Origin of the sequence: Noviherbaspirillum humi (genome assembly GCF_900188095.1) — a bacterium.
Classification (GTDB): domain Bacteria; phylum Pseudomonadota; class Gammaproteobacteria; order Burkholderiales; family Burkholderiaceae_D; genus Noviherbaspirillum; species Noviherbaspirillum humi.
The window spans coordinates 120,697-142,880 of the sequence record NZ_FZOT01000011.1 but is presented as its reverse complement, the minus strand read 5'-3'; the positions used below and the strand labels follow the sequence as shown (position 1 = coordinate 142,880).

Here is a 22,184-nt window from a genome sequence, read left to right as displayed (position 1 = left end):
TAATAATGATTCGCATTATGATTGATGCCAACTCAACTTGGCTTCATTCCACCATGCAAGCGAACGAACAAAAATATCTGAATCAGGCGGGGATTTCTTCAAGGACGGCGCGCGGCATCCGGTTGCCGATCAACGGTCTGGCGGCGGCATCCATTGCGCTGTGCGCCTTGCCGGCTACGGCGCAGACGACTGCCCAAGTCACCGCCGAAGCCACTTTGCCGGTGGTGACGGTGAAGGATGAGCGCGACCGCGAAACCGCCGGCTACCAGGGCGAAAAGACACGCATCGGCAAGACGCCGCAGCTGGCCAAGGACATTCCGCAGTCGGTCACCATCATTTCCGAGCAGCTGATCCGCGAACGCAATGCCGACACCTTCAAGGAAGCGCTGCGCAACGTCGCCGGCCTGACCTTCAATGCCGGCGAGGGCGGCCGCATCGGCGACAACATCACCCTGCGCGGCTATTCCGCCGTCGGCGACCTCTTCCTGGACGGCATCCGCGACATCGCCCAGTACAACCGCGATACCTTCAACTACGAGCAGATCGAAGTCCTGCGCGGCTCCGCCTCCATGCTGTTCGGCCGCGGCTCCACCGGCGGGGTGATCAACCAGGTGAGCAAGAAGGCCAAGCCGGTCGATATCAACGAGGCGGCGCTGACCGTCGGCAGCTTCCAGTACAAGCGCCTGGTGGCGGATCTGAACAAGGTCATCAACGACGACCTGTCCTTCCGCCTGAACTTCATGAACACCGATACCGGCACCTTCCGCAACGACGTCAAGCAGCGCCGCTGGGGTGTGGCGCCGACGCTGACCTGGGGCGCCGGGACATCGGATGAAGTGAACCTGTCGTACTTCTACCTCCAGGAAAACAATATCCCCGACTTTGGCGTGCCCTACTTCCAGGGACGCCCGATCAACGTGCCGATCGAGCGCTACTACGGGCTGGCCAACGCCGACTACGAGCGCAACCAGACCGGCATCGCCACCGCGACCTACACCCACCTGTTCAGCAACGACACCGCGCTGCGCACCACGCTGCGCAAGGCCGATTACGACCGGGATCTGCGCGCCACCGCGCCGCGTCTGGCGAATTCGGTCAACGCCGCCACCGGCGCCTGCAATGCCTTCACCGGCACCTCGTTTACCGACGCCACCTTGCTCTGCCGTCAGCGCCAGGCCCGCGGCAGCGCCGAGCATACCTGGACGCTGCAGTCGGACTACAGCACCAAACTGCAGGCTGCCGGCATGAAGCATGAAGTATTGGCCGGCTTCGAGTACCTCAATGAAGATGCCTCCCGATTCACCAACACCAGCGCGCTGGTCAATCCCAGCACCACGGTCGGCAATGTGAACACCATGCCGGTGCTGCCGGCGAACTTCGACGCTTCCTTCCAGCGTACCGCCTACAATTTCTACAAGGCGCACACCGCCAGCCTCTACGGCCAGGACACCATCGAGTTCCTGCCGACCTGGAAGGCGCTGTTCGGCGCCCGCTTCGACAGCATGAAGGCAGACTACGACCGGCCGGCGCCGGCTGGCCCGCTGTCGCGCAACGACAATGTCTGGAGCTGGCGTACCGGCCTGATGCATCAGCCGTCGAAGACCACCACCTACTACGTCTCCTACGGCACCTCGTTCAATCCGTCGGCCGAGCTTTATCAGCTGGACAACCGCACGGCCAACACGCCGCCGGAGAAGAGCCGCAACATCGAAGTCGGCGCCAAGTGGGAGCTGCTGAACGGCGACATGTCGGTGCGCACCGCGCTGTTCCGTTCCGAGAAGACCAACGAACGCAATACCGACGTGGCCTCGCCCGACATCTATCTGCTGTCCGCCAAGCGCCACACCGATGGCATCGAGCTGGAAGGCGTCGGCCGGATCAATGCCAAGTGGGATGTGTTCAGCAACGTCGCCTTCATGAATGCGAAGGTGGACGAGGGCTCCAGCAGCGCCGGCAGCTTCGGCAAGATCCCCATCAATACGCCGAAATACACCTACAGCCTGTGGACCACCTACAAGCCGGCCCCGGGCTGGAAAGTCGGCGGCGGCCTGGAAGGCGTCGGGGCGCGCTGGGCCAACTCGACCAATACCAATGAAGTCCCGTCGTACCAGCGGGTCGATGCCCTGGTCGAGTACGCCGCCAAGAAGTACTCGCTCAAGCTGAACGTCTTCAACCTGCTGAACAAGACTTATTACGAAGGCGTCTATGCCGGCCACGTGCTGCCCGGCACGCCGCGGGCCCTGCAGCTGACCCTGGGCACCAAGTTCTAAAGGATTCATCCATGTTGCTGCATGTGCCAAACGTGCTCGACCCGGCCTCCCTGGCGCGCTGCCGCGCCATCGTGGAGGCCGCCGACTGGAGCGACGGCGGCATCACCGCCGGCACCCAGTCGGTCCAGGTCAAGAACAACCGGCAACTGCCGGAGGGCTCGGAGGCTTCGTTGGCCGCCCGGGCCATCATCGTTGATGCGCTCGCCAGAAGCGCGCTGTTCTTCAGCGCCGCGCTGCCGAAGAAAACCTTCCCGCCGCTGTTCAACCGCTACGACGGCCAAGCCAATACCTTCGGCAATCACATCGACAACGCGGTGCGCACGTCCCTTACCAACGGCGACTGGGTCCGCACCGACCTGTCGGTGACGCTGTTCCTCAGCGAGCCGCACGAGTACGACGGCGGCGACCTGGTGATCGAAGACACCTTCGGCACCCAGCGCGTCAAGCTGCCGGCGGGCGACCTGGTGCTGTATCCCTCGTCCAGCGTGCACCGGGTGGAACCGGTCACGCGCGGCAGCCGCATCGCCTCCTTCTTCTGGATCGAAAGCATGGTGCGGCGCGACGACCAGCGCCGCCTGCTGTTCGACATGGACATGGCCATCATGGCGATGCGCGAGGGCGGCACCGCCGATCCCGAGCACGTGGTCAAGCTCACCGGCTGCTATCACAACCTGATGCGCATGTGGGCCGAGACATGAACGCCGCCCGACTCGACGAATACGGCAGCGACGGCTGGTCGGCCTCGCGCGGCGGCGTGCTGGCCGGCGTGGTCGTCGCCCATGTGGCGCTGCTGGCCGGACTGCAAGCCCTCAACAGCAAGCCGAACGAGGCACCAGTGGAACCGCCGGTGGTGATGGCGCAGCTGCTGCCGGCCGCGCCGCCGCAACCGCAGGTCGTGCCGCAACCCAAGCCGGAACCGAAGCCGCAGCCCAAGCCGGTGGTGAAGCCGGAGCCGGCCAAGCCGGTGAAGCAGACCCCCGCGCCCAAGCCAACGCCCAAGCCCATCCCGACGCCGAACACCACGCCGAGCGAAAAGGCGATCACCACGCCGGTAGCGCCTCCGGCACCGCCAGCGCCACCGGTCGACGCCGCGCCGCCGGCACCGCCTGCGCCGCCTGCTCCACCCGCGCCGCCGGCACCGGTGATCGCGCCGCGCTTCGACGCCGCCTACCTCAACAATCCGGCGCCGGCCTATCCGCCGCTGGCGCGCCGCCTCGGCGAGGAAGGCAAGGTCATGCTGCGCGTGTTCGTCACGCCCGAGGGCACCGCCGGCGAGGTCAAGGTACAGACCAGCAGCGGCTCCCAGCTGCTCGACGATGCCGCGCTGGCCGCCGTGCGCCAGTGGCGTTTCGTGCCCGCCAAGCAGGCCGGCAATCCGGTCGCGGCCTGGGTCCAGGTGCCGCTCGCATTCAAGCTCAACTGATTTACTGCATACGACTTAAAGGAAAAAATTCATGAACAGTCCCTACGGCCTCGCCAACCTTTGGCAGCAAGGCGATTTCGTCACCCGCAGCGTGGCGCTGATCCTCCTCGGCATGTCCATCCTGTCGTGGTTCGTCATCGCCATCAAGGCGCTGCAGCTGATGCGGCTGCGGCGCCAGGCGCTGGTGGCGGGCGACGAGTTCTGGCACAGCAAGAGCCTGGAGCAGGGCATGGCGCTGCTGGCGCCGGACCGCAAGGAAAATCCCTTCCGCGCCCTGGCCGAAGATGGCGCCAACGCTGCCGCGCACCATGCCCACAGCAAGGAAGACCTGCACGGCGCGCTGAATGTCAGCGAGTGGATCACCAGCTGCCTGCGCCGCTCCATCGAAAACATCAGCGGCCGCATGCAGAGCGGCCTGCCGGTGCTGGCCTCGATCGGCAGCACCGCGCCCTTCGTCGGCCTGTTCGGCACGGTGTGGGGCATCTATCACGCGCTGGTAGGCATCGGCGTAGCCGGCCAGGCCAGCATCGACAAGGTGGCCGGTCCGGTGGGCGAGGCGCTGATCATGACCGCCTTCGGCCTGGTGGTGGCGATTCCGGCGGTGCTCGGCTACAACACCCTGGTCCGCAGCAACAAGGCGGTGCTGTCCAAACTGACCAACTTCGCCCACGACCTGCATGCCTACTTCATCACCGGCGGCCGCGTCGGCCAGCCTTCCAACGTTTCGCCGCTGCGCCGCGCCGGAGGTGAGTGATGAGCTTCCATCCCCAAGGCCAGGACGATGAGGTGATGTCCGAGATCAACATGACGCCGCTGGTCGACGTCATGCTGGTGCTGCTCATCATCTTCATCATCACCGTCCCGGTGATCAACAACGCCGTCAAGATCGACCTGCCGCGTGCCGCCGCCCAGCAGAACGACGTCAAGCCGGCGCATGTGGACCTCGCCATCGACGCCGACGGCAGCATGACCTGGAACGGCGCCGCGCTGACCGAAGACGCGCTGAAGGCGCGCGTCGAGGACGCGGCCGCGCAGCAGCCGCAGCCGGAGCTGCATCTGCGCGCCGACCGCAAGACGCCCTACGAGAAAGTGGCCCAGGTGATGGCCGCCGCCCAGGCCGGCGGCCTCGGCAAGATCGGCTTCATCACCGATCCGGGCATGCTGCGCTGACCGCGCCCGTCACTCGCTCAAAAAACAAGGATAACCATGGCAAGCATCAATAAACTTTCCTCCCTGCTCCTGCCGCTGCTGGCGGCGGGCGCATTCTCGGCCGTTGCCGCAACCTCCACCGCCTTCGCCGCCGATCCGGAAGTGCGCATCAGCATCCAGGAACACAAGTTCAGCCCGGCCGAAGTCAAGGTGCCGGCCAACCAGCGCGTCAAGCTGATCGTGCTGAACAAGGACGACACGCCCGAAGAGTTCGAGAGCAGCGTGCTGAGCGTGGAGAAGATCATCCCCGGCGGCAACCGCGCCACCATCTTCATCGGTCCGCTCAAGCCCGGCCGCTACCCCTTCATGGGCGAATTCCACCAGAGCACCGCGCAAGGCGTGGTCGTGGCGGAGTAAGCATGTTCGGCGCCGCACTCATCATCTTCCGCGAGACGGTCGAAGCCGCCCTGTTCGTCAGCATCATGGCCGCCGCCACGCAAGGCTTGCCGGGACGCGGCCGCTGGCTCGGCATCGGCATCGCCGCCGGGGTCATCGGCTCGCTGGTGGTGGCCGCCCTGATGGAGCCGATCGCCGAAATGGCGGAAGGCATCGGCCAGGAATACCTCAATGCCGGCATCCTTGCCACCGCCTTCGTCATGCTCGGCTGGCACGTGATGACGTCGGCCAGACACGGGATGGAAGCGGCCAGCGCCGCCAGGCAGCTCGGCGCGTCGCTGCGCGAGGGCAGCCGCACGCCCTGGGCGCTGGTCATCGCCGTGGCGCTGGCGGTGCTGCGCGAAGGCGCGGAGACGGTGCTGTTCATCGCCGGCTACGCCACCGGCAATGCCTCCAGCCAGGCCAGCATCCTGATCGGCTGCGCGTTCGGCCTGGTGGCCGGCATCGCCCTTGGCGGCGTGCTGTATGCCGGCCTGAAGGCCATCCCGATCCGCAAGCTGTTCACGGTGACCAATACGCTGATCCTGCTGCTCGCCGCCGCCATGGCCAGCCAGCTGGCGCGCACCCTGATCCAGGCCGGCACGCTGCCCAGCCTCATGGCGCCGATCTGGGATACCTCGGCCTTCATCTCCAGCGAGTCGCTGCCCGGCACGCTGCTCAAGGCGCTGATCGGCTACGACGCCCGGCCGTCGGCGATGCAGGCGATCTTCTATGTCGGCGGCATCGTCCTGCTGCTGATCGGCATGCGCCTGATGCGCCCGGCGCCGCGCCTGGGGCAGGCGCGTCCCGTCCGCGGCTGATTCCCCCGGCCTCCCGAGCCGGGTCAAGGCTGCGATCGGGCGTTCACGGTTACAATCGTGATACCCGATCGGAGCTTCATGACTTCCTCCCAGTCCGCCACCCGGCTCATCGCTATCCTGGCCTTCACCCAGATCGCTTCCTGGGGTTCGGCCTACTACGCCTTCGCCATCCTGGCGCCGGTGATGCAGCCCGACCTGGGCATTTCCACCGAAATCATCTTCGGCGCCTTTTCCTGGAGCCTGTTGGTGGCCGGCCTGTGCGCCACGCCGGCCGGCATGCTGATCGACCGCATCGGCGGCCGCCGCGTGATGCCGGCCGGCTCGCTGTGCGCCGCCGCCGGCTTCCTCCTGCTGGGCCTGGCGCATTCGGCCATGATGTACGTGCTGGCGTGGACGCTGATCGGCATGGCCATGGCCGGCACGCTGTACGAGGCGGCGTTTGCCACCATCAATGGCGTCGTCATGCAGAATCCGCGCCGCTGCATTTCCATCCTGACGTTGTTCGGCGGCCTGGCCAGCACCGTGTTCTGGCCGCTGACCCTGGCGCTGATCGACTGGCTCGGCTGGCGCAACGCCTGCCTGGCTTATGCCGGCATGCATTTCCTGCTGTGTCTGCCGCTGCACTTGATGCTGCCGCGGCCGCTGCGGCGCCTGCCGGCGCTGGACGTTGCCGGCAACGATTACACCCTGAAGCAGGCGATCCGTCATCCCGCCTTCTGGCATCTGGCGTTCGCCTTCGCTGCCAACAGCTTCATCTTCTCCGCCATGTCGGTGCACCTGATTCCGCTGCTGCGCGACTTCGGCCATCCGCTGGCGCTGGTGGTTGGGCTGGCGGCGCTGATCGGACCGATGCAGGTGCTGGCGCGCCTGCTGGAAATGGGCGCCGCCCGCCATACCCGGCCGCAGATGGTGGGCATCGTTACCTTCTCGCTGCTACCGGCGGCATTGTTGATGCTGCTGTCGGCCGGCGGCCTGCGCATCGCCGTGGTGGCCTTCTGCATCCTTTACGGCCTCAGCAACGGCATCCTCACCATCGTGCGCGGCACCGTGCCGCAAGCCCTGTTCGGCCGCGAGAACTACGGCGCGATCTCCGGCGCACTGGCGGCGCCGGCCCTCATCGCCAAGGCGGCCGGTCCGCTGGCGGTGGCTCTGGTCGTCCAGGCCACGCAGGGACCGGCGGCTTTGCTCTGGTCGCTGCTGGCCGTGTCGCTGGCTTCGCTCGGCTTCTTTATCGCCGCGATCCGCCCGGGCGGCGCGGATGCCGATATGCTGGCCTCCGGCGAGTCCGCTCGCGGCCCGGCGCAACCCAGCCCATAAATCGAGAGATCAGGCCATCGTGGAAGCTCCCGCCTACCCTGAGAACGAATTGGATCGACTGGCCAACCTGGCGAGCTTCGAAGTGCTCGACACGCCGTTCGAGCCCGTGTTCGACCAAATCGCGTCGCTGGCGCAGATGATATGCGGCACCCCGATTGCCTTGATGTCCCTGATCGACCTGAACCGCCAATGGTTCAAAGCGGCCCGGGGCTTCGACGCCTTGCGGGAAACGCCGCGCGAGATCAGCTTCTGCGGTCACGCCATCCTGCAGGACGAGCTGTTCCAGGTGACGGATGCGCCGCAGGACGTTCGTTTCCATGACAATCCGCTGGTCACCGGCCCGCTCGGCGTGCGCTTCTACGCAGGCATGCCGATCAAGAGCCCGGAAGGCTTCAACCTCGGCACCTTATGCGTGCTGTCGGACCAGCCTAAGCAGCTAAACGAGGAACAAAAGGAAATGATGCGCCAGCTGGCGCAGGTGGTGTCGGCGCTGCTGAAGGCGCGCCGCAGCGAAGCCCGCTATGCGCTGCTCGGCCAGGTGCTGGACCGGCTCGGCGACGAGATCATGCTGGTCGAGGAAGAGAGCGGCCGCTGCCTCTTCGGCAACCATGCCGCCCGCATCGCCCTGTGCTGCACGGGCGACGCCATCACCGCCAGACATTTGCCCGAGCTGCTATCCGACGTGCCGGCGGAGCGGCTGGAGCAAATCATGCAGCCGCTGCGGCAGGGCGAGACCGACGTGGTGCATGTCGAGCACCGGCGCCCGGGCGGGCCTGACGGCAGCCATCCGGTCGAGACCCGCATGCAGCGCTTGACGATGTCCAGCAAGCCGGTGCTGGTATTGATCACCCACGACATTTCCGAGCGCAAGGCGCTGGAGGCAATGAAGCGGGAATTCATCGCCATCATCGGCCATGAACTGCGCACGCCGCTCACGTCCATCAATGGCGCGCTCGGCATGCTCAAGAGCGGCCTCGGCGGCGAAGTCGACGAATCGGCCCAGACCCTGGTGGACATCGCCCAGCGCAATGCCGAAGGGTTGATCCGGCTGATCAGCGATTTCCTCGACATCGAAAAGGTGGAGTTCGGCGCCATGGCCTTCCATCCCGAGCGGCTTTCCGCCGCCATGGTCATGGAGGACGCGCTGCAGGCGGCATCCGGCTTCGCCTCCGCCATGGGCGTGACGCTGGAGAGAGAACCCTGCGACGACCTCGCCGTGACCGCCGACCGCGGGCGGCTGCAGCAGGTGCTGGGCAACCTGATTTCCAACGCCGTCAAGTTTTCACCCAAAGACAAGCCGGTGACGCTGCGCTGCGAACGCGTCGGCGAGATGGTGCGCTTCTCGGTGATCGACCAAGGCCCTGGCGTACCGGCGCAGTTTCAGGCACGTCTCTTCGAGAAGTTCGCACAGGCTGATACTTCCACCGCAAGGGCGAGAGAGGGAACAGGACTAGGGCTGGCGATCGTGAAGAAATTCACGGAGCGGATGAAGGGGAGAGTGGGCTTTGCGTCAATGCCGGGACGGGACACCCGGTTCTTCGTGGACCTTCCTGCGGCCTGAAGAAAACTTCAGCGCTTCGCCTGTCGCCTTCTTTTTGACAAGACCGCTGCAAAGTAAAACGCCCCGACGAATCGGGGCGTTTTGCTTTGGCGGGACGAACCCGCCAGTCGCATCGGCTGGAGGCCAGCATCAGCGGCGGTCCGGCAACGGTGATGAAACAATTGCCGCCGGACCGGGAGCGGCAAATTACATCATGCCGTCCATGCCGCCCATGCCACCCATACCGCCCATGCCACCCATGCCAGCCGAAGCAGCCGGCTTGTCTTCGACCAGCTCGGCAACGGTGCAGTCGGTGGTCAGCATCAGGCCGGCGATCGACGCGGCGTTCTGCAGCGCGGAGCGGGTGACCTTGGCCGGATCCAGCACGCCCATTTCGACCATGTCGCCATAGGTGCCGTTGGCGGCGTTGTAGCCGAAGTTGCCTGAGCCTTCCATCACCTTGTTGACGACGACGGATGCTTCTTCGCCGGCGTTGGTGACGATCATGCGCAGCGGCTCTTCCATGGCGCGCAGCACGATCTTGATGCCGGCGTCCTGATCGGGGTTGTCGCCCTTCAGTGCCTTGATGTTGGCGCGGGCGCGCAGCAGGGCCACGCCGCCGCCAGGAACGATGCCTTCTTCAACGGCGGCACGGGTAGCGTGCAGCGCGTCTTCGACACGGGCCTTCTTCTCCTTCATCTCGACTTCGGTGGCTGCGCCAACCTTGATCACGGCAACGCCGCCGGCCAGCTTGGCCACGCGCTCCTGCAGCTTCTCGCGGTCGTAGTCGGAGGTCGCTTCCTCGATCTGGACGCGGATCTGCTTGACGCGCGCTTCGATCGCGGCAGCCTGGCCGGCGCCGTCGATGAGGGTGGTGTTTTCCTTGCCGATCTCGACGCGCTTGGCCTGGCCGAGGTCGTTCAGGGTGGCTTTCTCGAGGGTCAGGCCGACTTCTTCAGCGATGACCTGGCCGCCGGTCAGGATGGCGATGTCTTCCAGCATGGCCTTGCGACGGTCGCCGAAGCCCGGCGCCTTGACGGCGCAGGTCTTCAGGATGCCGCGGATGTTGTTGACCACCAGGGTCGCCAGCGCTTCGCCTTCGATGTCTTCGGCGATGATCAGCAGCGGACGGCCGGCCTTGGCCACTTGCTCCAGAACCGGCAGCAGGTCGCGGATGTTGGAGATCTTCTTGTCGAACAGCAGGACGAACGGGTTGTCCAGGATGGCAACCTGCTTGTCCGGGTTGTTGATGAAGTACGGGGACAGGTAGCCGCGGTCGAACTGCATGCCTTCGACGATGTCGAGTTCGTCGTTCAGGGACTTGCCGTCTTCAACGGTGATGACGCCTTCCTTGCCGACCTTTTCCATCGCTTCGGCGATGCGCTCGCCGATGGAGGCGTCGGAGTTGGCGGAGATGGAGCCGACCTGGGCGATTTCCTTGGAGGTGGTGCAGGGCTTGGCGATGGTCTTGAGCTGCTCGACGGTGGCCTGGACAGCCTTGTCGATGCCGCGCTTCAGGTCCATCGGGTTCATGCCGGCGGCAACGTACTTCATGCCTTCGCGAACGATGGCCTGGGCCAGCACGGTCGCGGTGGTGGTGCCGTCACCGGCGTTGTCGGAGGTCTTGGAAGCGACTTCCTTGACCATCTGCGCGCCCATGTTCATGAGCTTGTCTTTGAGTTCGATCTCTTTGGCGACCGAGACACCGTCCTTGGTGACGGTCGGGGCGCCGAAGGAGCGCTCGAGCACGACATTGCGGCCTTTCGGGCCGAGGGTGACTTTAACGGCGTTGGCGAGGATGTTGACGCCTTCGACCATCTTGGCGCGGGCGGCATCGCCGAATACTACGTCTTTAGCTGCCATGTGTTACTCCTTGATTAATCCGGTAGGGGGAAACTTGTATGAGATCAGGCGTTGTTTTCGACGACGGCCATGATGTCTTCTTCACGCATCACGAGCAGTTCTTCGCCGTTGACCTTGACGGTCTGGCCGGAGTACTTGCCGAACAGCACGGTGTCGCCCACTTTCAGTTCGAGCGCGCGCAAGCTGCCGTTTTCGAGAATCTTGCCGTTGCCGACAGCGAGAATCTTGCCCTGGTCAGGTTTCTCGGCCGCCGCATCCGGGAGAACGATGCCGGACGCAGTCTTGGTTTCCTGGTCGAGACGCTTGACGATGACGCGATCGTGCAATGGACGAAGTTTCATACAAACTCCTTAAAATCAATGGGTTATAGTTTTACAGCCGGTCGGCTGCAGAGTCTTCCGCTTCAGCAGCCGGGGCAGAAAAAGAAGGCTGGGAGGGTTTTTGTTAGCACTCTACCCTAGCGAGTGCTAATTATAGGGATGCAGTTTGGGTTTTTCAAGCAAGGGATTTATTGGATGCAAACTCGGGATAGCCACGACAAGCGGCCAGCCGCCATCTTGGCGGCGAACGGGGAGAAGGGTTTGCGGGACATCAAACCCAGGCGCAAACCGCGCCTTTTCGACGCCTTTTTCCCCGGATTGCCTGCGGCTTACTTGGCGAACAGCTGGGACAGGTCTTTGAAAGCCTTGATTTCCAGCGCGTTGCTGCTCGGGTCGAGGAAGAACATGGTGGCCTGCTCGCCCGGCTGGCCGGGGAAGCGGATCTGCGGCTTCATGACGAATTCCACGCCGGCCCGTTCCAGGCGCTGCGCCAGCGCCTGCCATGCCTCCATGGGCAGCACCACGCCGAAATGCGGCACCGGCACTTCCTTGCCATCCACATGGCCCTGGCCGGCGGGCTGCGCCGGCTTCTCCACCAGGTGGGTGACGATCTGGTGGCCGTAGAAGTCGAAGTCGATCCAGTGCGGCGAACTGCGTCCTTCCGGGCAGCCGAGGACCTCGCCGTAGAAATGGCGGGCGGTATCGAGGTCGTGGACGGGAAAGGCGAGGTGGAAGGGCGGGATGGCGGCCATGGCTTGCGTGATGGTTTGTGCAGGGTGGCAGCCAGTATAAAGAAAAAGCCCCGGTGCGGCCGGGGCTTGGCATTCGCTTCGACAAGGATCAGGCGAGGTTAAGCCTGACGTCGACGTTGTTGCGGGTGGCGTTGGAGTAGGGGCAGACCTGGTGCGCCTTGTCGATCAGCGCCTGCGCCGCGTCCTTGTCCATGCCCGGCAGGGACACCTTCAAATCCACGTCCAGGCCGAAGCCGCCCTTGTCGTTGGGGCCGATGCCGACGGTGCCGACCACCGCGGTGTCGGCCGGCAGGGTGGCCTTGGTATGCAGGGCGACGAACTTCAGCGCCGACAGGAAGCAGGCCGCATAGCCGGCCGCGAACAGCTGTTCCGGGTTGGTGCCGTCGCCGCCGGCGCCGCCGAGTTCCTTGGGCGTGTTCAGCTTGACGTCGAGATGGCTGTCGCTGGTGACGGCGCGGCCGTCGCGGCCTCCGGTGGCGGTGGCTTCGGCGCGGTAAAGAATCTGCATGTTTTTCTCCTTGTATGGCAATCAGCGGTTGGAATCAATCGAATCAAGCTCGGGCACGGAGCACCCTTCGCGCCGCGTCGGAATAAATATAGCACACAATTAGATTGTGCACTATTTAAAATCAGAAGCGTTGCGGCCGGCTTGACGGCCGGCAACGATCGAGAACAGGCTTAGAGTGTGCCGCTGGCCAAATTGTTTCGGATTTCGCCGAGCTGCCGCTTCAGGTCCTTCAGCAGCTTGGCCGATTGGCCGCTCGCGCACAGGATTCCATGCGGAATGTCCTGCGCCTTCTTCTTCAGCGCGCGGCCTTCGCGGGTGAGCGTGATGCGCACCTGGCGCTCGTCGGCATCGTCGCGGGTGCGATGGATGAGCCCCGAGGCTTCCAGACGCTTGAGCAGGGGCGTGAGGGTGCCGGAATCGAGATGCAGCTTTTCGCCGATCGCCTTCACCAGCAGGTTGTCGCCTTCCCACAGCACCAGCATCACCAGATATTGCGGATAAGTCAGGCCGAGCCGGTCGAGGAAAGGCTTGTAGGCCTTGGTCAGCGCCAGCGACGCGGAGTACAGCGCGAAGCAGAATTGATTGTCCAGCAGCAGGGCATCGTCGGCGTTGGCGGAAGCGGCGGTGGTCTTGGGTGGCATCGGGATGGGGCTGGCGTGGGATAATGAAGCGGGTTTCAAAACGGCAACCCGTGCGGCGGAAATCGTTCGATCGCCCGCTCGTCGGTTGCACACGCATTATTCAACATTCCATGCGATTACACAAAATAATGGCGGCCCTGCTGTTGCCGCTGGCTTTCCTTGCTTCCGCCGGCGCGCAGGAACTGCCGCCACCCGTCGACGAGGCGCTGCGCCGCGCCGAGATTCCGAACTACGCCGTCGGCGCCTATGTGCAGGAGGTGGGCGGCGGCCAGGTGCTGACCGGCACCAACTGGAACGCGCCCTTCAATCCGGCGTCGGTGATGAAGCTGCTCACCACCAATGCCGCGCTGGACCTGCTCGGTCCGACCTTCACCTGGAAAACCCAGGCCTATGCCGACGGCCCGCTGCGCGGCGACGTGCTGCAGGGCGACCTCGTGATCAAGGGCAGCGGCGATCCGAAGCTGGTGATGGAATCCCTGTGGCTGTTCCTGCGTCAGCTGCGGGCGCGGGGCATACGGGAAATCCGCGGCAGCCTGGTGCTGGACCGCAGCGCCTTCGAGGAAGCGGTCTACGATCCGGCGCAGTTCGACAGCGATCCGATCAAGCCCTACAACGCCGGGCCGGATGCGCTGCTGCTGAACTACAAGTCGATCGGCCTGCGCTTCCTGCCGGACGAGGCGGCGCTCAAGGTCAATGTGCTGGTCGATCCGCCGCTGGCCGGCTACCGCGTCGCGCCGCCGAAGTTCGCCCTCGGCGATTGCACCGACTGGCGCAACCGACTGCGGCTCGGGCTGGACACGCCCGGACAGATCCGCTTCGACGGCGCCTATGCCGGCGCCTGCGGCGACCGCACCTGGTACATCCATCCCTTCCAGATGACGCACGTCCAGTATTTCGATGCGGTGTTCCGCCATGTCTGGGGCAGCCTCGGCGGCACGCTGACGGGACCGACACGCAACGGCGCAGTTCCACCCGCCGCTCGCCTCGTGGCGGAGTGGGAATCGGCGCCGCTGGCCGACATCATTCGCGACATCAACAAGTTCAGCAACAACGTGATGGCGCGCCAGCTTCTGCTGACCCTGGCGAACCAGCAGCTCAAGCTGCCGGCCACGCCGGAGCGGGGCGCGGCGGTGATCGATACCTGGCTGGCGCGCAAGGGCATCCAGGCGCCGGAGCTGGTGGTGCGCAACGGCTCCGGCCTGTCGCGCGAGGAGCGCATTTCGGCGCTCACCCTCGGCCGGCTGCTGGTAGCGGCGTTTCAAGCGCCGACGATGCCGGAGTTCATCTCCTCCATGCCGCTGGCGGGCCTCGATGGCACCATGCGCCAGCGCCTGAACGGCCATTCGGTCGCCGGGCGCGCTCATATCAAGACCGGCACCCTGAACGAGGTGCGCGCCATCGCCGGCTATGTGCTGGCGGCGTCGGGGCGGCGCTATGCGGTGGCATTTCTGGTCAACCATGCCAACGCGCCGCGCGCGCAGGAAGCGCAGGATGCGATGCTGCAGTGGGTGTACGAGCAGGGGTGAAATGCACGGCCGATGTCAAGGCCGACGAACCGGATCCACTAAAGGTTCAAGAAGCGTACTGTCCCTAGGCTGCCCCGGCGATCGACCTGATGAGCGCTACAGCATCATCGGCTGGTCCGGCAGCTGGTTGGCCGCGGAGCCATCGTCCGGATAGAGGCGCTGCAGCAGCTCGTTGAGCATGCCCATGGCGGCAATGACGCTCTCGTGGAAATCGCCGCGGGTAAAGCCTTCGGTCATGCGGCGGCAGATGGCTTGCCACTGCGCCGCGTCCACCTGCCGGCCGACGCCGCGGTCGGCGACGATTTCCACCTGGCGGTCGGCGAGATTGATATAGACCAGCACGCCGCAATTCTCTTCCGTATCCCAGATGCCGTGTTCCGCGAACAGCCGGCGCGCCCGATCGCGCGGCTGCAGCCCGGCGAAAATCTCATGCGGCGCCAGTGCCGCTTCGATGATCAGCCTGACCTCGGCCCGATGCCGGGTTTCGCCTTCGGTAATGGCTGCATGGATGGTCTGCAGGCTCTCGGTTGGAAACGCGCGCCGCGCGCTGCCGCTGCCGGTGAGGAGATGGCGGAAAAAACGCTTGAGCATCGTTGTCGTCCTCACCAGTTTCCGGAAGCGCCGCCGCCGTCGGCCGTTCCGCCGCCGCCGCTGAAGCCTCCACCGCCGCCGCCTCCGCCGAAGCCGCCGCCTCCGCCCCAGTTCCCGCCACCCCAGGAACCGCCGCCCCAGCCGCTGCCGAGCACCACGCCGGAAGAGCGGCCCCAGCGGTAGTCGTCGCGCAGGCGCCGACGCGGCCGGGCGCGGAGCAAGAACAGCAGCATGATGCCCATGAAGATGAAGGGCCACAGGCTGCCTATTTCGAGGCCTTCATCGCCTTGTCCCGGCTTGCGCTGCGGGGAAGGGAAGGCTTCCTTGTCGAGCAGGCTGGTGATGGCCGATACGCCGGCGGCCAGGCCGCCGTAGAAATCGTTCTGGCGGAAATGGGGCGCGATCACATCCTGCAGGATGCGCTTGGACTGGGCGTCGGTGAGCACGCCCTGCACGCCCCGGAAGGCTTCGATGCGCAGGCGACGCAGCGCCGGCGGATTGTCCTTCGCCACCAGCAGCAGCACGCCATCGTCCACGCCCTTGCGGCCGAGCTTCCATTCATCGGCCACGCGGATGCTGTACTGCTCGATGGCTTCCGGCTCGGTCTTGCTGACGATGAGGATGGCGATCTGCGCGCCGGTGCGGTCTTCATACTCCTTGAGGACGTTTTCGAGCGCCGAGCGCTGCTGCGGCGTCAGCATGCCGACCTGGTCGGTGACGCGCGCCTGCAGCGGCGGCACCGGCACGAAGCCCTGGGCCCAGGCCGGCGCGGCGAGCCATGCCGCCAGCAGCCAGCCGAGCAGGAGGCGCAGCATGCTCATGTCAGGTTCCCGGGCGGCAAGCGTTATTTGCCGAAATTCACCGCCGGCGCGGTGGATATGGCGCGCTCGTTCTCGACGGTGAAGGACGGCCTCGGCTCATAGTGGAACACCATGGCGGTCAGGTTGGTGGGGAAACTGCGCGCCAGGATGTTGTAATCCTGTACCGACTGAATGTAGCGCTGGCGGGCGACGGTGATGCGGTTCTCGGTGCCTTCGAGCTGCGATTGCAGGTCGCGGAACAGGCCGTCGGCCTTGAGCTGCGGATAGTTTTCCGACACGGCCATCAGGCGCGACAGAGCGGAGGACAGTTCGCCCTGGGCTTGCTGGAACTTGCGGAAGGCTTCCGGGTTGTTCAGGGTTTCCGGCGTGACCTGGATGCTGGTGGCGGCGGCGCGGGCGCGTGTCACCGACTCCAGCGTGTCCCTCTCATGCGAGGCATAGCCCTTGACGGTGTTCACCAGGTTGGGAATCAGGTCGGCGCGGCGCTGGTACTGGTTCACCACCTCGCCCCAGGCGGCCTTGACCTGCTCGTCCTTGGCCTGAAAGTCGTTGTAGCCGCAGGCGGAGAGCAGGGCGGCCAGCATGCCCATGGTCAGCCAATTCATCCAGTTCTTCATCGACGATCCTTTCTTTTTTTCTCGCAAGGAAGCAACCTTATTGACCTGCCGCCGGCGCGGCAGGTTTCAACAATACGCTGCTCATGGCCAGCATGATCAAAGCCATGGCGGCGTAATCCTGCCAGTGCGGCGTCTCGCCCAGCAGCCAGGCGCCGGAGAACACGCCGAGCACCGGGATCATCATCACCGACAGGCTGGACGCCACCGGCGGCAGCTTCCGGGCCAGGCCGAACCAGACGGTATGGGCGAAGCCGAAGATGATCAGCGCGTTGTAGGCCATCGCCCACCAGACGGTGGCATTGGGCAAGTGCCAGGCCTGACGCTCGAACAGCACGCTGCCGATGGCCAGGGTGAGGGTGGCCAGCAGCAGCATCCAGAAGGTCAGGCTGATGGTCGGGATGCCGACGTCGGAACGCTTCATCAGCACCGTGCCGTAACCCCAGGCGGCGGCCGCGATCAGCACCATCAGGCTGCCGGCGGGCTTGCCGGCGACGTTGGCGAATTCGGTGGACATGAGCAGCAGCGCGCCGCCGAAGGCGCAGGCGATGCCGAACCAGGCCGAGCGCGACAGGCGCTGGCCGAAGAAGAGCAGGCCGAACAGCGCCGCCCAGACCGGCATGGTGTAGCCGAGGATGGCGGCGCGGCCGGAAGACAGCAGGCGGACGCCGAGGATCACGAAGAAATGCCACAGCACCATGTTGGGCAGCGCCAGCTTCGCCACTTCTCCGATCTTGTCGCGCGGCACGGCCAGTGAAACGCCTTGCATGCGCGCCGCCAGCCAGATCGCCGGCAGTCCGCCGATCATGCTCAGCGCACGGAAGGCGAGCGGCGGGTAGTCGGTGACGCCGAGCTTCATGATCGGCCAGTTGAAGCCCCAGGAAACGGTGAGCAGAACCAGCAGGGCCCAGTCTTTTCGCGATAGCAAGGTCATGCCGGAACGATAGCATGGCAAGTTACAATGCGCTTTTGCCTCCGCAAGGCCTTTGACCGGCTTCAGCACCCAATCCATCGGAACCATCGTGACTTTCATCCAGCAACTCGACGCCGCCTGGCGCGCCAACGATTCCCTGCTCTGCGTCGGGCTCGACCCGGACGTCTCGCGCTTTCCACAAGCGCTCCAGAACGGCGACGGCAACATCTTCGAATTCTGCAAGGCCATCGTCGATGCCACCGCCTCCGCCGCCTGCGCCTTCAAGCCGCAGATCGCCTATTTCGCCGCGCTGCGGGCGGAAGACCAGCTGGAAGCGCTGTGCGCCTACCTCCGCCGGAACCATCCGCAGATTCCCATCGTGCTCGATGCCAAGCGCGGCGACATCGGCAGCACCGCCGAGCAGTACGCGCGCGAAGCCTTCGAGCGCTACGGCGCCGATGCCGTCACCGTCAATCCCTACATGGGCTTCGATTCGGTGGCGCCCTACCTGGAGTGGCAGGACAAGGGCGTGATCGTCCTCTGCCGCACCTCGAATCCGGGCGGCTCGGATCTGCAGTTCCTGCAGGTGGATGGCGTGCCGCTGTACCAGCACGTGGCGAAGCTGGTGGCCGAGAAGTGGAACCGCAACGGGCAATGCGGCCTGGTGGTCGGCGCGACTTTCCCGGAAGAGCTGGCGCAGGTGCGCAGGCTGGTGGGCGACATGCCGCTGCTGGTGCCGGGCATCGGCGCCCAGGGCGGCGACGTGCAGGCGACGGTGAATGCCGGCAAGACCGCCGCCGGCCTCGGCATGATGGTCAACTCGTCGCGCGCCATCCTGTATGCGAAGCCGGATGCGGCGCAGGGCGAGGACTTCGCCGCCGCCGCCCGCCGCGTCGCGCTGCAGACCCGTGACGAGATCAACCGCTACCGCGGCTGAAGACGCCTTTCAGCGCGGCGTCAATCCCGCCAGATGCGCAGCCGCAGCACGAACGGCTCCCTGTTCCTCGGCCTGGACCAGTTGGCGAAGAACTCGCTCTCGCCATACTTCTCGTCGGTGAGCGGCGCGAGCACGGCCCGGCTGGTGATTTCTCCATCATCGTTCAACAGCCAGATGGAGCGGTCGTAGATTTTTCGCCGCTCCACTTCGTCTCCGATTCGGCCCTGGTAGACGATCTCCCGACCGGGCGTCAACTCCTGTTCCGCCCACTTCACCACGGCAGGCAAGCCTTCCTTCCGGTAGAGCTCGTCCAACAGCTGCGTCACCGCTTTCCCCGAACCGAGCTGCAAGGGCGGAAGATCGGATCGTGCGATGGATGCATTTCGGGATGTTGCTTGACCGTTGCCATTCAACGGTTCATCGCCGGTGCGTGTGCATGCAGCGATGCAGGCAAGGCTGACAACGGCTGCAAAAGCGATGGCGCGATCGAATGCGGACATAAATGGGGGTCCCGGTTGCAGGAATTGAAAAAGCCTTCATCGTATTGCGCGGGATCTTGACGTCCCTGATGCGGCCGCCTCGTGTTCGATCGGCGGTTCGAGGCGCAATGCTGCCTGTTAATTTAGCACCGTCACCCGCGGGATCAGCGGCTTCGCCCGAGCAATTGGCATGGTTGCCACAGTCTAAAACGGAAGGGACGAGGGAAGAACCGGCGCGCGGAGATGCGCCGTGTAATGAAGCCGATGTCAATGTCCGGCAGCATCAAAAAACGCCAGCATCTCCGGCAGCAGCAGTTCCGGCACCTGGTCCGGAATGAAGTGCCCGCACGGCAGGGCGCGGCCGGTCACCGGCTGCGCGCACTTCGCCTGCCAGTCGGCGATCGGCTGGAACAGCCTGCCGACCACGCCCTGTTCGCCCCACAGCACCCGCACCGGGCAGGCGATGCGCTTGTCCTCGTCCGCCGCATCATGCGCCAGGTCGATGCCGGCGGCGGCGCGGTAATCCTCGCAGGCGGCATGAATGGCGTCCGGCTGGCAGAAGCAGCGTTCGTACTCGGCCATGGCTTGCGCATCGAAGAAGCTGGCGCCGTCGGAGCCCCAGCCGCCGAGGGTGGTGCGCAGATAGAAGGCGGCGCTGTTGCCGATCAGGGTTTCCGGCAGCGGGTAGGGCTGGATCAGCATGAACCAGTGGTAGTAGTAGCTGGCGAATGCCTTGTCGGTGGCGTCGTACATGGTGCGGGTGGGCGAGATGTCGAGCAGCATCAGGCGCTGCACCGCCTGCGGATGATCGAGCGCGAGGCGATGCGCCACCCGGCCGCCGCGGTCATGGCCGCAGACCTGGAATCGCGTGTGGCCGAGCGCCGCCATCAGGGCCGCCATGTCCTGCGCCATCACCCGCTTCGAATAGTTGGCGTGGTCGGGTTCGCCTTTCGGCTTGGAAGAATCGCCGTAGCCGCGCAGGTCGGGCATGACGAGGGTGAAGCGTTCGGCCAGCTGGTCGGCCACCGTGTGCCAGATGACATGGGTCTGCGGGTAGCCGTGCAGCAGCAAGAGCGGCGGGCCATCGCCACCCTGGCGAAAATGAAGGGTGACGCCATTGACGTCGATGCGGCGTGAAGGAAAGCGGTCCAGCATCATGCCTCCCGTTTCAGCAGGCGCAGCAAGCCCACGAGCGCATGGGCGACGGTCTGCTGGCGCACCGCCTGGCGGTCGCCGGGGAAGACGAGTCTCTCGGTATGCGTGTATCCCTTCATCGCCCAACCGAAGCAGACGGTGCCGACCGGCTTGCCCGGCACCGCGCCGCCCGGGCCGGCGATGCCGGTGGTGGAGACGGCAATGCTGGCATGGCTGTGGGCCAGCGCGCCTTCGGCCATCGCCGCCGCCACCTCTTCGCTGACCGCGCCGTGGCGTTCGATCAACGCGGACGGAATGCCGAGCAGGGCCGACTTGGCGCTATTGGAGTAGGTGATGAAGCCGCAGTCGAACCAGGCGGAGGAACCGGCGATTTCGGTGATGGCTTGGCCGACGCCGCCGCCGGTGCAGGATTCGGCGGTGGCCAGCATCAGCCCGTGTTCCTGCAGCGCGCGGCCGACCTGGGCCGACAGCGCCATGATGTCATCCATGTCTCATCCTCCTTGAGTGTCGTGTTTGCATTTCGCCGGGCGAGCATTGCCCCGGCATCAAAGCGCCCGCCACACGGCGAACACCAGCAGCGTGAAGAAGGCGGCGACGAGGTCGTCCAGCATGACGCCGAAGCCGCCCTTGAAGCGGCGGTCCGCCTGGCGGATGGGCGGCGGCTTCACCATGTCGAAGAAGCGGAACCAGAGAAAGGCCCAGACCTGGGTGGCCGGCGGCGCCGGCATCAGCACCAGCAGCACCAGCCAGAAGGCGATGATTTCGTCCCACACCATGCTGCCATGGTCGGCGATGCCCAGGTCCCTGCCGGTCTGGTGGCAGGCCCAGATGCCGACCAGGAAGCCGGCGGCGATGATGATGCCCCACGCGCCGGCGGTGAAGACATGCGGCCAGCGCTGCGTCAGCACGTCGAAGCACAGCCAGGCGAACAGGGTGCCGACGGTGCCCGGCATGACGGGCGAGAGGCCGCTGCCGAAGCCCTGCGCCAGGATGTGCGCCGGATGGGAGAGCATGAAGGCGGCGCCCGGCTTGCGGATGGCGGCCGGCGGACGGGTGTCGGATGCGTTCATGGGGAAGCGAAATGGTCGAAGGAAGCGAGTTGCAGGGAGAGCGGCGCGCCGTTGCGGTCAACCAGGCGCAGCCCGGGCGCGGCGTCGATGCGGCCGACGCGGGTGACCGGCGTGCCGCATTCGGCAGCGGCGGCCAGCACCGATTCGCGGGCGGAAGCCGGCGCGGTGAAGCACAGCTCGTAATCGTCGCCGCCGGCCAGGGCGAAGGGGCGCCGCAGTTCGGACGGATGCGCCGCCAGTTCCGGCCCGGCGGGCAGGGCATCGGCATCGATGCAGGCGCCGACGCCGGAGCGTTCCAGTATGTGGCCGAGGTCGCCCACCAGGCCGTCGGAAATGTCGATCGCCGCATGGGCGATGCCGCGCAGCGCCTGGCCGAGCGCCACCCGCGGCATCGGCACATGCATGCGCCGGCCGGCGCGCTGCAGGCTGGCGGCGTCGAGTTCGATCTCGCGCCGGTAGCCGGCCAGCGCCAGGCGGGCATCGCCGAGGGTGCCGGAAATCCAGATGTCATCGCCGCTGCGCGCCGCGTCGCGCCGCAGCGCCTGGCCAGTCGGCACTTCGCCGAAGATGGTGATGCAGATATTGAGCGGGCCCCTGGTGGTGTCGCCGCCGATGAGGTCGCAGTCGTGGGCATCGGCCAGCGCCAGCATGCCGCCGGCGAAGGCGCGCAGCCAATCGTCGTCGGCTGCCGGCAGCGCGAGCGCCAGGGTGAAGCCGAGCGGCCTGGCGCCCATGGCGGCGAGGTCGGAAAGGTTCACCGCCAGGCATTTGTGGCCGAGCAGGGCCGGATCGGCCTGCGCAAAGAAGTGCCGGCCTTCCACCAGCATGTCCGAGGAGATCGCCAGCTGCATGCCGGCGGCGGGCGCGACCAGCGCGCAGTCGTCGCCGACGCCGAGCGGAACGCGCGCCGCATCGCGCGGCGGACGGGTGAAATGGCGGGCGATGAGGTCGAATTCGGAAGGCATGGCGGGATTGTACAGAATGCCATTCGGGTGCGAGGCCGATGTCCGGTCCCGCTGGAAGCAGGCAGCCCGCGCGG

25 protein-coding genes are annotated in these 22,184 nt (G+C 65.7%); 11 read left to right on the top strand and 14 right to left on the bottom strand.

Features of this window, described 5'->3' with window-relative positions; genetic code table 11:
• Positions 1–53: 53 nt before the first annotated feature.
• From CHB88_RS15890 to CHB88_RS15850, 9 genes are all read left to right on the top strand, one after another.
• On the top strand, positions 54–2,270 hold the full coding sequence (locus CHB88_RS15890; protein WP_089400346.1) for a TonB-dependent receptor: 2,217 nt from the start codon (positions 54–56) through the stop codon (positions 2,268–2,270).
• A gap of 11 nt (positions 2,271–2,281) precedes the next feature.
• A complete protein-coding gene (locus CHB88_RS15885) occupies positions 2,282–2,968 on the top strand; it encodes a Fe2+-dependent dioxygenase (RefSeq protein WP_089400317.1) in 687 nt (228 codons plus the stop codon).
• Positions 2,965–3,693, top strand: a complete 729-nt coding sequence (locus CHB88_RS25895) for an energy transducer TonB (RefSeq protein ID WP_089400316.1) — start codon at positions 2,965–2,967, stop codon at positions 3,691–3,693. Before CHB88_RS15885 ends, CHB88_RS25895 begins: the two co-directional genes overlap by 4 nt.
• Before the next feature lie 31 nt (positions 3,694–3,724).
• Positions 3,725–4,447 (top strand): MotA/TolQ/ExbB proton channel family protein, encoded by a 723-nt coding sequence (locus CHB88_RS15875; RefSeq protein ID WP_089400315.1) that lies wholly within the window; start codon positions 3,725–3,727, stop codon positions 4,445–4,447.
• Positions 4,447–4,863, top strand: a complete 417-nt coding sequence (locus CHB88_RS15870) for an ExbD/TolR family protein (RefSeq protein WP_089400314.1) — start codon at positions 4,447–4,449, stop codon at positions 4,861–4,863. Before CHB88_RS15875 ends, CHB88_RS15870 begins: the two co-directional genes overlap by 1 nt.
• A 36-nt stretch (positions 4,864–4,899) precedes the next feature.
• Positions 4,900–5,259, top strand: a complete 360-nt coding sequence (locus CHB88_RS15865; RefSeq protein ID WP_089400313.1) for a cupredoxin domain-containing protein — start codon at positions 4,900–4,902, stop codon at positions 5,257–5,259.
• A gap of 2 nt (positions 5,260–5,261) precedes the next feature.
• Positions 5,262–6,098, top strand: a complete 837-nt coding sequence (locus CHB88_RS15860) for an FTR1 family iron permease (RefSeq protein WP_089400312.1) — start codon at positions 5,262–5,264, stop codon at positions 6,096–6,098.
• A gap of 78 nt (positions 6,099–6,176) precedes the next feature.
• On the top strand, positions 6,177–7,415 hold the full coding sequence (locus CHB88_RS15855) for an MFS transporter (RefSeq protein WP_089400311.1): 1,239 nt from the start codon (positions 6,177–6,179) through the stop codon (positions 7,413–7,415).
• 19 nt (positions 7,416–7,434) lie between these two features.
• On the top strand, positions 7,435–8,976 hold the full coding sequence (locus CHB88_RS15850; RefSeq protein ID WP_176442513.1) for an ATP-binding protein: 1,542 nt from the start codon (positions 7,435–7,437) through the stop codon (positions 8,974–8,976).
• Between the two features lie 186 nt (positions 8,977–9,162).
• On the opposite strand, the gene groL is transcribed toward CHB88_RS15850, so the two are convergent.
• From groL to CHB88_RS15825, 5 genes are all read right to left on the bottom strand, one after another.
• Positions 9,163–10,818 (bottom strand): chaperonin GroEL, encoded by a 1,656-nt coding sequence (groL, locus tag CHB88_RS15845; RefSeq protein ID WP_089400309.1) that lies wholly within the window; start codon positions 10,816–10,818, stop codon positions 9,163–9,165.
• 44 nt (positions 10,819–10,862) lie between these two features.
• Positions 10,863–11,159 carry a co-chaperone GroES gene (groES, locus tag CHB88_RS15840; protein ID WP_089400308.1) on the bottom strand — a complete coding sequence of 99 codons (297 nt, stop codon included), beginning with the start codon at positions 11,157–11,159 and terminating at the stop codon, positions 10,863–10,865.
• Positions 11,160–11,467: 308 nt separating this feature from the next.
• Positions 11,468–11,890 carry a VOC family protein gene (locus CHB88_RS15835; protein ID WP_089400307.1) on the bottom strand — a complete coding sequence of 141 codons (423 nt, stop codon included), beginning with the start codon at positions 11,888–11,890 and terminating at the stop codon, positions 11,468–11,470.
• Between the two features lie 88 nt (positions 11,891–11,978).
• Complete coding sequence (locus CHB88_RS15830; protein WP_089400306.1) at positions 11,979–12,398, bottom strand: organic hydroperoxide resistance protein; 420 nt, start codon at positions 12,396–12,398, stop codon at positions 11,979–11,981.
• A 170-nt stretch (positions 12,399–12,568) separates the two neighbouring features.
• Positions 12,569–13,039, bottom strand: a complete 471-nt coding sequence (locus tag CHB88_RS15825) for a MarR family winged helix-turn-helix transcriptional regulator (RefSeq protein ID WP_089400305.1) — start codon at positions 13,037–13,039, stop codon at positions 12,569–12,571.
• Positions 13,040–13,149: 110 nt separating this feature from the next.
• Between CHB88_RS15825 and dacB the strand changes: the two genes are divergently transcribed.
• On the top strand, positions 13,150–14,565 hold the full coding sequence (gene dacB, locus CHB88_RS15820; RefSeq protein ID WP_089400304.1) for a D-alanyl-D-alanine carboxypeptidase/D-alanyl-D-alanine endopeptidase: 1,416 nt from the start codon (positions 13,150–13,152) through the stop codon (positions 14,563–14,565).
• Between the two features lie 96 nt (positions 14,566–14,661).
• Here the strand turns inward: dacB and CHB88_RS15815 are convergent, their stop codons facing one another.
• The 4 genes from CHB88_RS15815 to CHB88_RS15800 are packed head-to-tail and all read right to left on the bottom strand — an operon-like array spanning position 14,662 to position 17,525.
• Complete coding sequence (locus CHB88_RS15815; RefSeq protein WP_089400303.1) at positions 14,662–15,156, bottom strand: TPM domain-containing protein; 495 nt, start codon at positions 15,154–15,156, stop codon at positions 14,662–14,664.
• Positions 15,157–15,167: 11 nt separating this feature from the next.
• Complete coding sequence (locus CHB88_RS15810) at positions 15,168–15,977, bottom strand: TPM domain-containing protein (RefSeq protein WP_089400302.1); 810 nt, start codon at positions 15,975–15,977, stop codon at positions 15,168–15,170.
• A 23-nt stretch (positions 15,978–16,000) separates the two neighbouring features.
• Positions 16,001–16,594 (bottom strand): LemA family protein, encoded by a 594-nt coding sequence (locus CHB88_RS15805; RefSeq protein ID WP_089400301.1) that lies wholly within the window; start codon positions 16,592–16,594, stop codon positions 16,001–16,003.
• Positions 16,595–16,631: 37 nt separating this feature from the next.
• The gene (locus CHB88_RS15800; RefSeq protein ID WP_089400300.1) at positions 16,632–17,525 is read right to left on the bottom strand and encodes a DMT family transporter; all 894 of its coding nucleotides are present in this window, start codon (positions 17,523–17,525) and stop codon (positions 16,632–16,634) included.
• An 88-nt stretch (positions 17,526–17,613) separates the two neighbouring features.
• On the opposite strand from CHB88_RS15800, the gene pyrF reads away from it, so the two are divergent.
• A complete protein-coding gene (gene pyrF, locus CHB88_RS15795) occupies positions 17,614–18,441 on the top strand; it encodes an orotidine-5'-phosphate decarboxylase (RefSeq protein ID WP_089400345.1) in 828 nt (275 codons plus the stop codon).
• A gap of 20 nt (positions 18,442–18,461) precedes the next feature.
• Here pyrF and CHB88_RS15790 read toward each other — a convergent pair whose 3' ends face one another.
• The 5 genes from CHB88_RS15790 to thiL form a co-directional block, all read right to left on the bottom strand.
• Positions 18,462–18,941: a hypothetical protein gene (locus CHB88_RS15790; RefSeq protein WP_143131316.1), complete on the bottom strand. Its 480-nt coding sequence runs from the start codon at positions 18,939–18,941 to the stop codon at positions 18,462–18,464.
• Between the two features lie 246 nt (positions 18,942–19,187).
• Positions 19,188–20,075 (bottom strand): alpha/beta fold hydrolase, encoded by an 888-nt coding sequence (locus CHB88_RS15785; RefSeq protein WP_089400344.1) that lies wholly within the window; start codon positions 20,073–20,075, stop codon positions 19,188–19,190.
• Positions 20,075–20,563: a CinA family protein gene (locus CHB88_RS15780; protein ID WP_089400298.1), complete on the bottom strand. Its 489-nt coding sequence runs from the start codon at positions 20,561–20,563 to the stop codon at positions 20,075–20,077. Before CHB88_RS15780 ends, CHB88_RS15785 begins: the two co-directional genes overlap by 1 nt.
• A 57-nt stretch (positions 20,564–20,620) precedes the next feature.
• Positions 20,621–21,145, bottom strand: coding sequence for a phosphatidylglycerophosphatase A family protein (locus CHB88_RS15775; RefSeq protein ID WP_089400297.1), 525 nt, complete (start codon positions 21,143–21,145; stop codon positions 20,621–20,623).
• Positions 21,142–22,110, bottom strand: coding sequence for a thiamine-phosphate kinase (gene thiL / locus CHB88_RS15770; protein ID WP_089400296.1), 969 nt, complete (start codon positions 22,108–22,110; stop codon positions 21,142–21,144). Before thiL ends, CHB88_RS15775 begins: the two co-directional genes overlap by 4 nt.
• Between the last annotated feature and the right edge of the window lie 74 nt (positions 22,111–22,184).

Excerpts from the sequence above, each read along its gene's own strand:
- CHB88_RS15810 (WP_089400302.1), bottom strand. The coding sequence starts at position 15,977 with ATGAGCATGCTGCGCCTCCTGCTCGGCTGGCTGCTGGCGGCATGGCTC.
- CHB88_RS15775 (WP_089400297.1), bottom strand. The coding sequence starts at position 21,145 with ATGAACGCATCCGACACCCGTCCGCCGGCCGCCATCCGCAAGCCGGGC.
- CHB88_RS15830 (WP_089400306.1), bottom strand. The coding sequence starts at position 12,398 with ATGCAGATTCTTTACCGCGCCGAAGCCACCGCCACCGGAGGCCGCGAC.
- CHB88_RS15825 (WP_089400305.1), bottom strand. The coding sequence starts at position 13,039 with ATGCCACCCAAGACCACCGCCGCTTCCGCCAACGCCGACGATGCCCTG.
- CHB88_RS15805 (WP_089400301.1), bottom strand. The coding sequence starts at position 16,594 with ATGAAGAACTGGATGAATTGGCTGACCATGGGCATGCTGGCCGCCCTG.
- groES (WP_089400308.1), bottom strand. The coding sequence starts at position 11,159 with ATGAAACTTCGTCCATTGCACGATCGCGTCATCGTCAAGCGTCTCGAC.
- CHB88_RS15815 (WP_089400303.1), bottom strand. The coding sequence starts at position 15,156 with ATGCTCAAGCGTTTTTTCCGCCATCTCCTCACCGGCAGCGGCAGCGCG.
- groL (WP_089400309.1), bottom strand. The coding sequence starts at position 10,818 with ATGGCAGCTAAAGACGTAGTATTCGGCGATGCCGCCCGCGCCAAGATG.
- CHB88_RS15790 (WP_143131316.1), bottom strand. The coding sequence starts at position 18,941 with ATGTCCGCATTCGATCGCGCCATCGCTTTTGCAGCCGTTGTCAGCCTT.
- thiL (WP_089400296.1), bottom strand. The coding sequence starts at position 22,110 with ATGCCTTCCGAATTCGACCTCATCGCCCGCCATTTCACCCGTCCGCCG.
- CHB88_RS15800 (WP_089400300.1), bottom strand. The coding sequence starts at position 17,525 with ATGACCTTGCTATCGCGAAAAGACTGGGCCCTGCTGGTTCTGCTCACC.
- CHB88_RS15780 (WP_089400298.1), bottom strand. The coding sequence starts at position 20,563 with ATGGATGACATCATGGCGCTGTCGGCCCAGGTCGGCCGCGCGCTGCAG.
- CHB88_RS25895 (WP_089400316.1), top strand. The coding sequence starts at position 2,965 with ATGAACGCCGCCCGACTCGACGAATACGGCAGCGACGGCTGGTCGGCC.
- CHB88_RS15875 (WP_089400315.1), top strand. The coding sequence starts at position 3,725 with ATGAACAGTCCCTACGGCCTCGCCAACCTTTGGCAGCAAGGCGATTTC.
- CHB88_RS15855 (WP_089400311.1), top strand. The coding sequence starts at position 6,177 with ATGACTTCCTCCCAGTCCGCCACCCGGCTCATCGCTATCCTGGCCTTC.
- CHB88_RS15835 (WP_089400307.1), bottom strand. The coding sequence starts at position 11,890 with ATGGCCGCCATCCCGCCCTTCCACCTCGCCTTTCCCGTCCACGACCTC.
- CHB88_RS15860 (WP_089400312.1), top strand. The coding sequence starts at position 5,262 with ATGTTCGGCGCCGCACTCATCATCTTCCGCGAGACGGTCGAAGCCGCC.
- CHB88_RS15785 (WP_089400344.1), bottom strand. The coding sequence starts at position 20,075 with ATGCTGGACCGCTTTCCTTCACGCCGCATCGACGTCAATGGCGTCACC.
- CHB88_RS15885 (WP_089400317.1), top strand. The coding sequence starts at position 2,282 with ATGTTGCTGCATGTGCCAAACGTGCTCGACCCGGCCTCCCTGGCGCGC.
- CHB88_RS15865 (WP_089400313.1), top strand. The coding sequence starts at position 4,900 with ATGGCAAGCATCAATAAACTTTCCTCCCTGCTCCTGCCGCTGCTGGCG.
- CHB88_RS15870 (WP_089400314.1), top strand. The coding sequence starts at position 4,447 with ATGAGCTTCCATCCCCAAGGCCAGGACGATGAGGTGATGTCCGAGATC.
- dacB (WP_089400304.1), top strand. The coding sequence starts at position 13,150 with ATGCGATTACACAAAATAATGGCGGCCCTGCTGTTGCCGCTGGCTTTC.
- CHB88_RS15890 (WP_089400346.1), top strand. The coding sequence starts at position 54 with ATGCAAGCGAACGAACAAAAATATCTGAATCAGGCGGGGATTTCTTCA.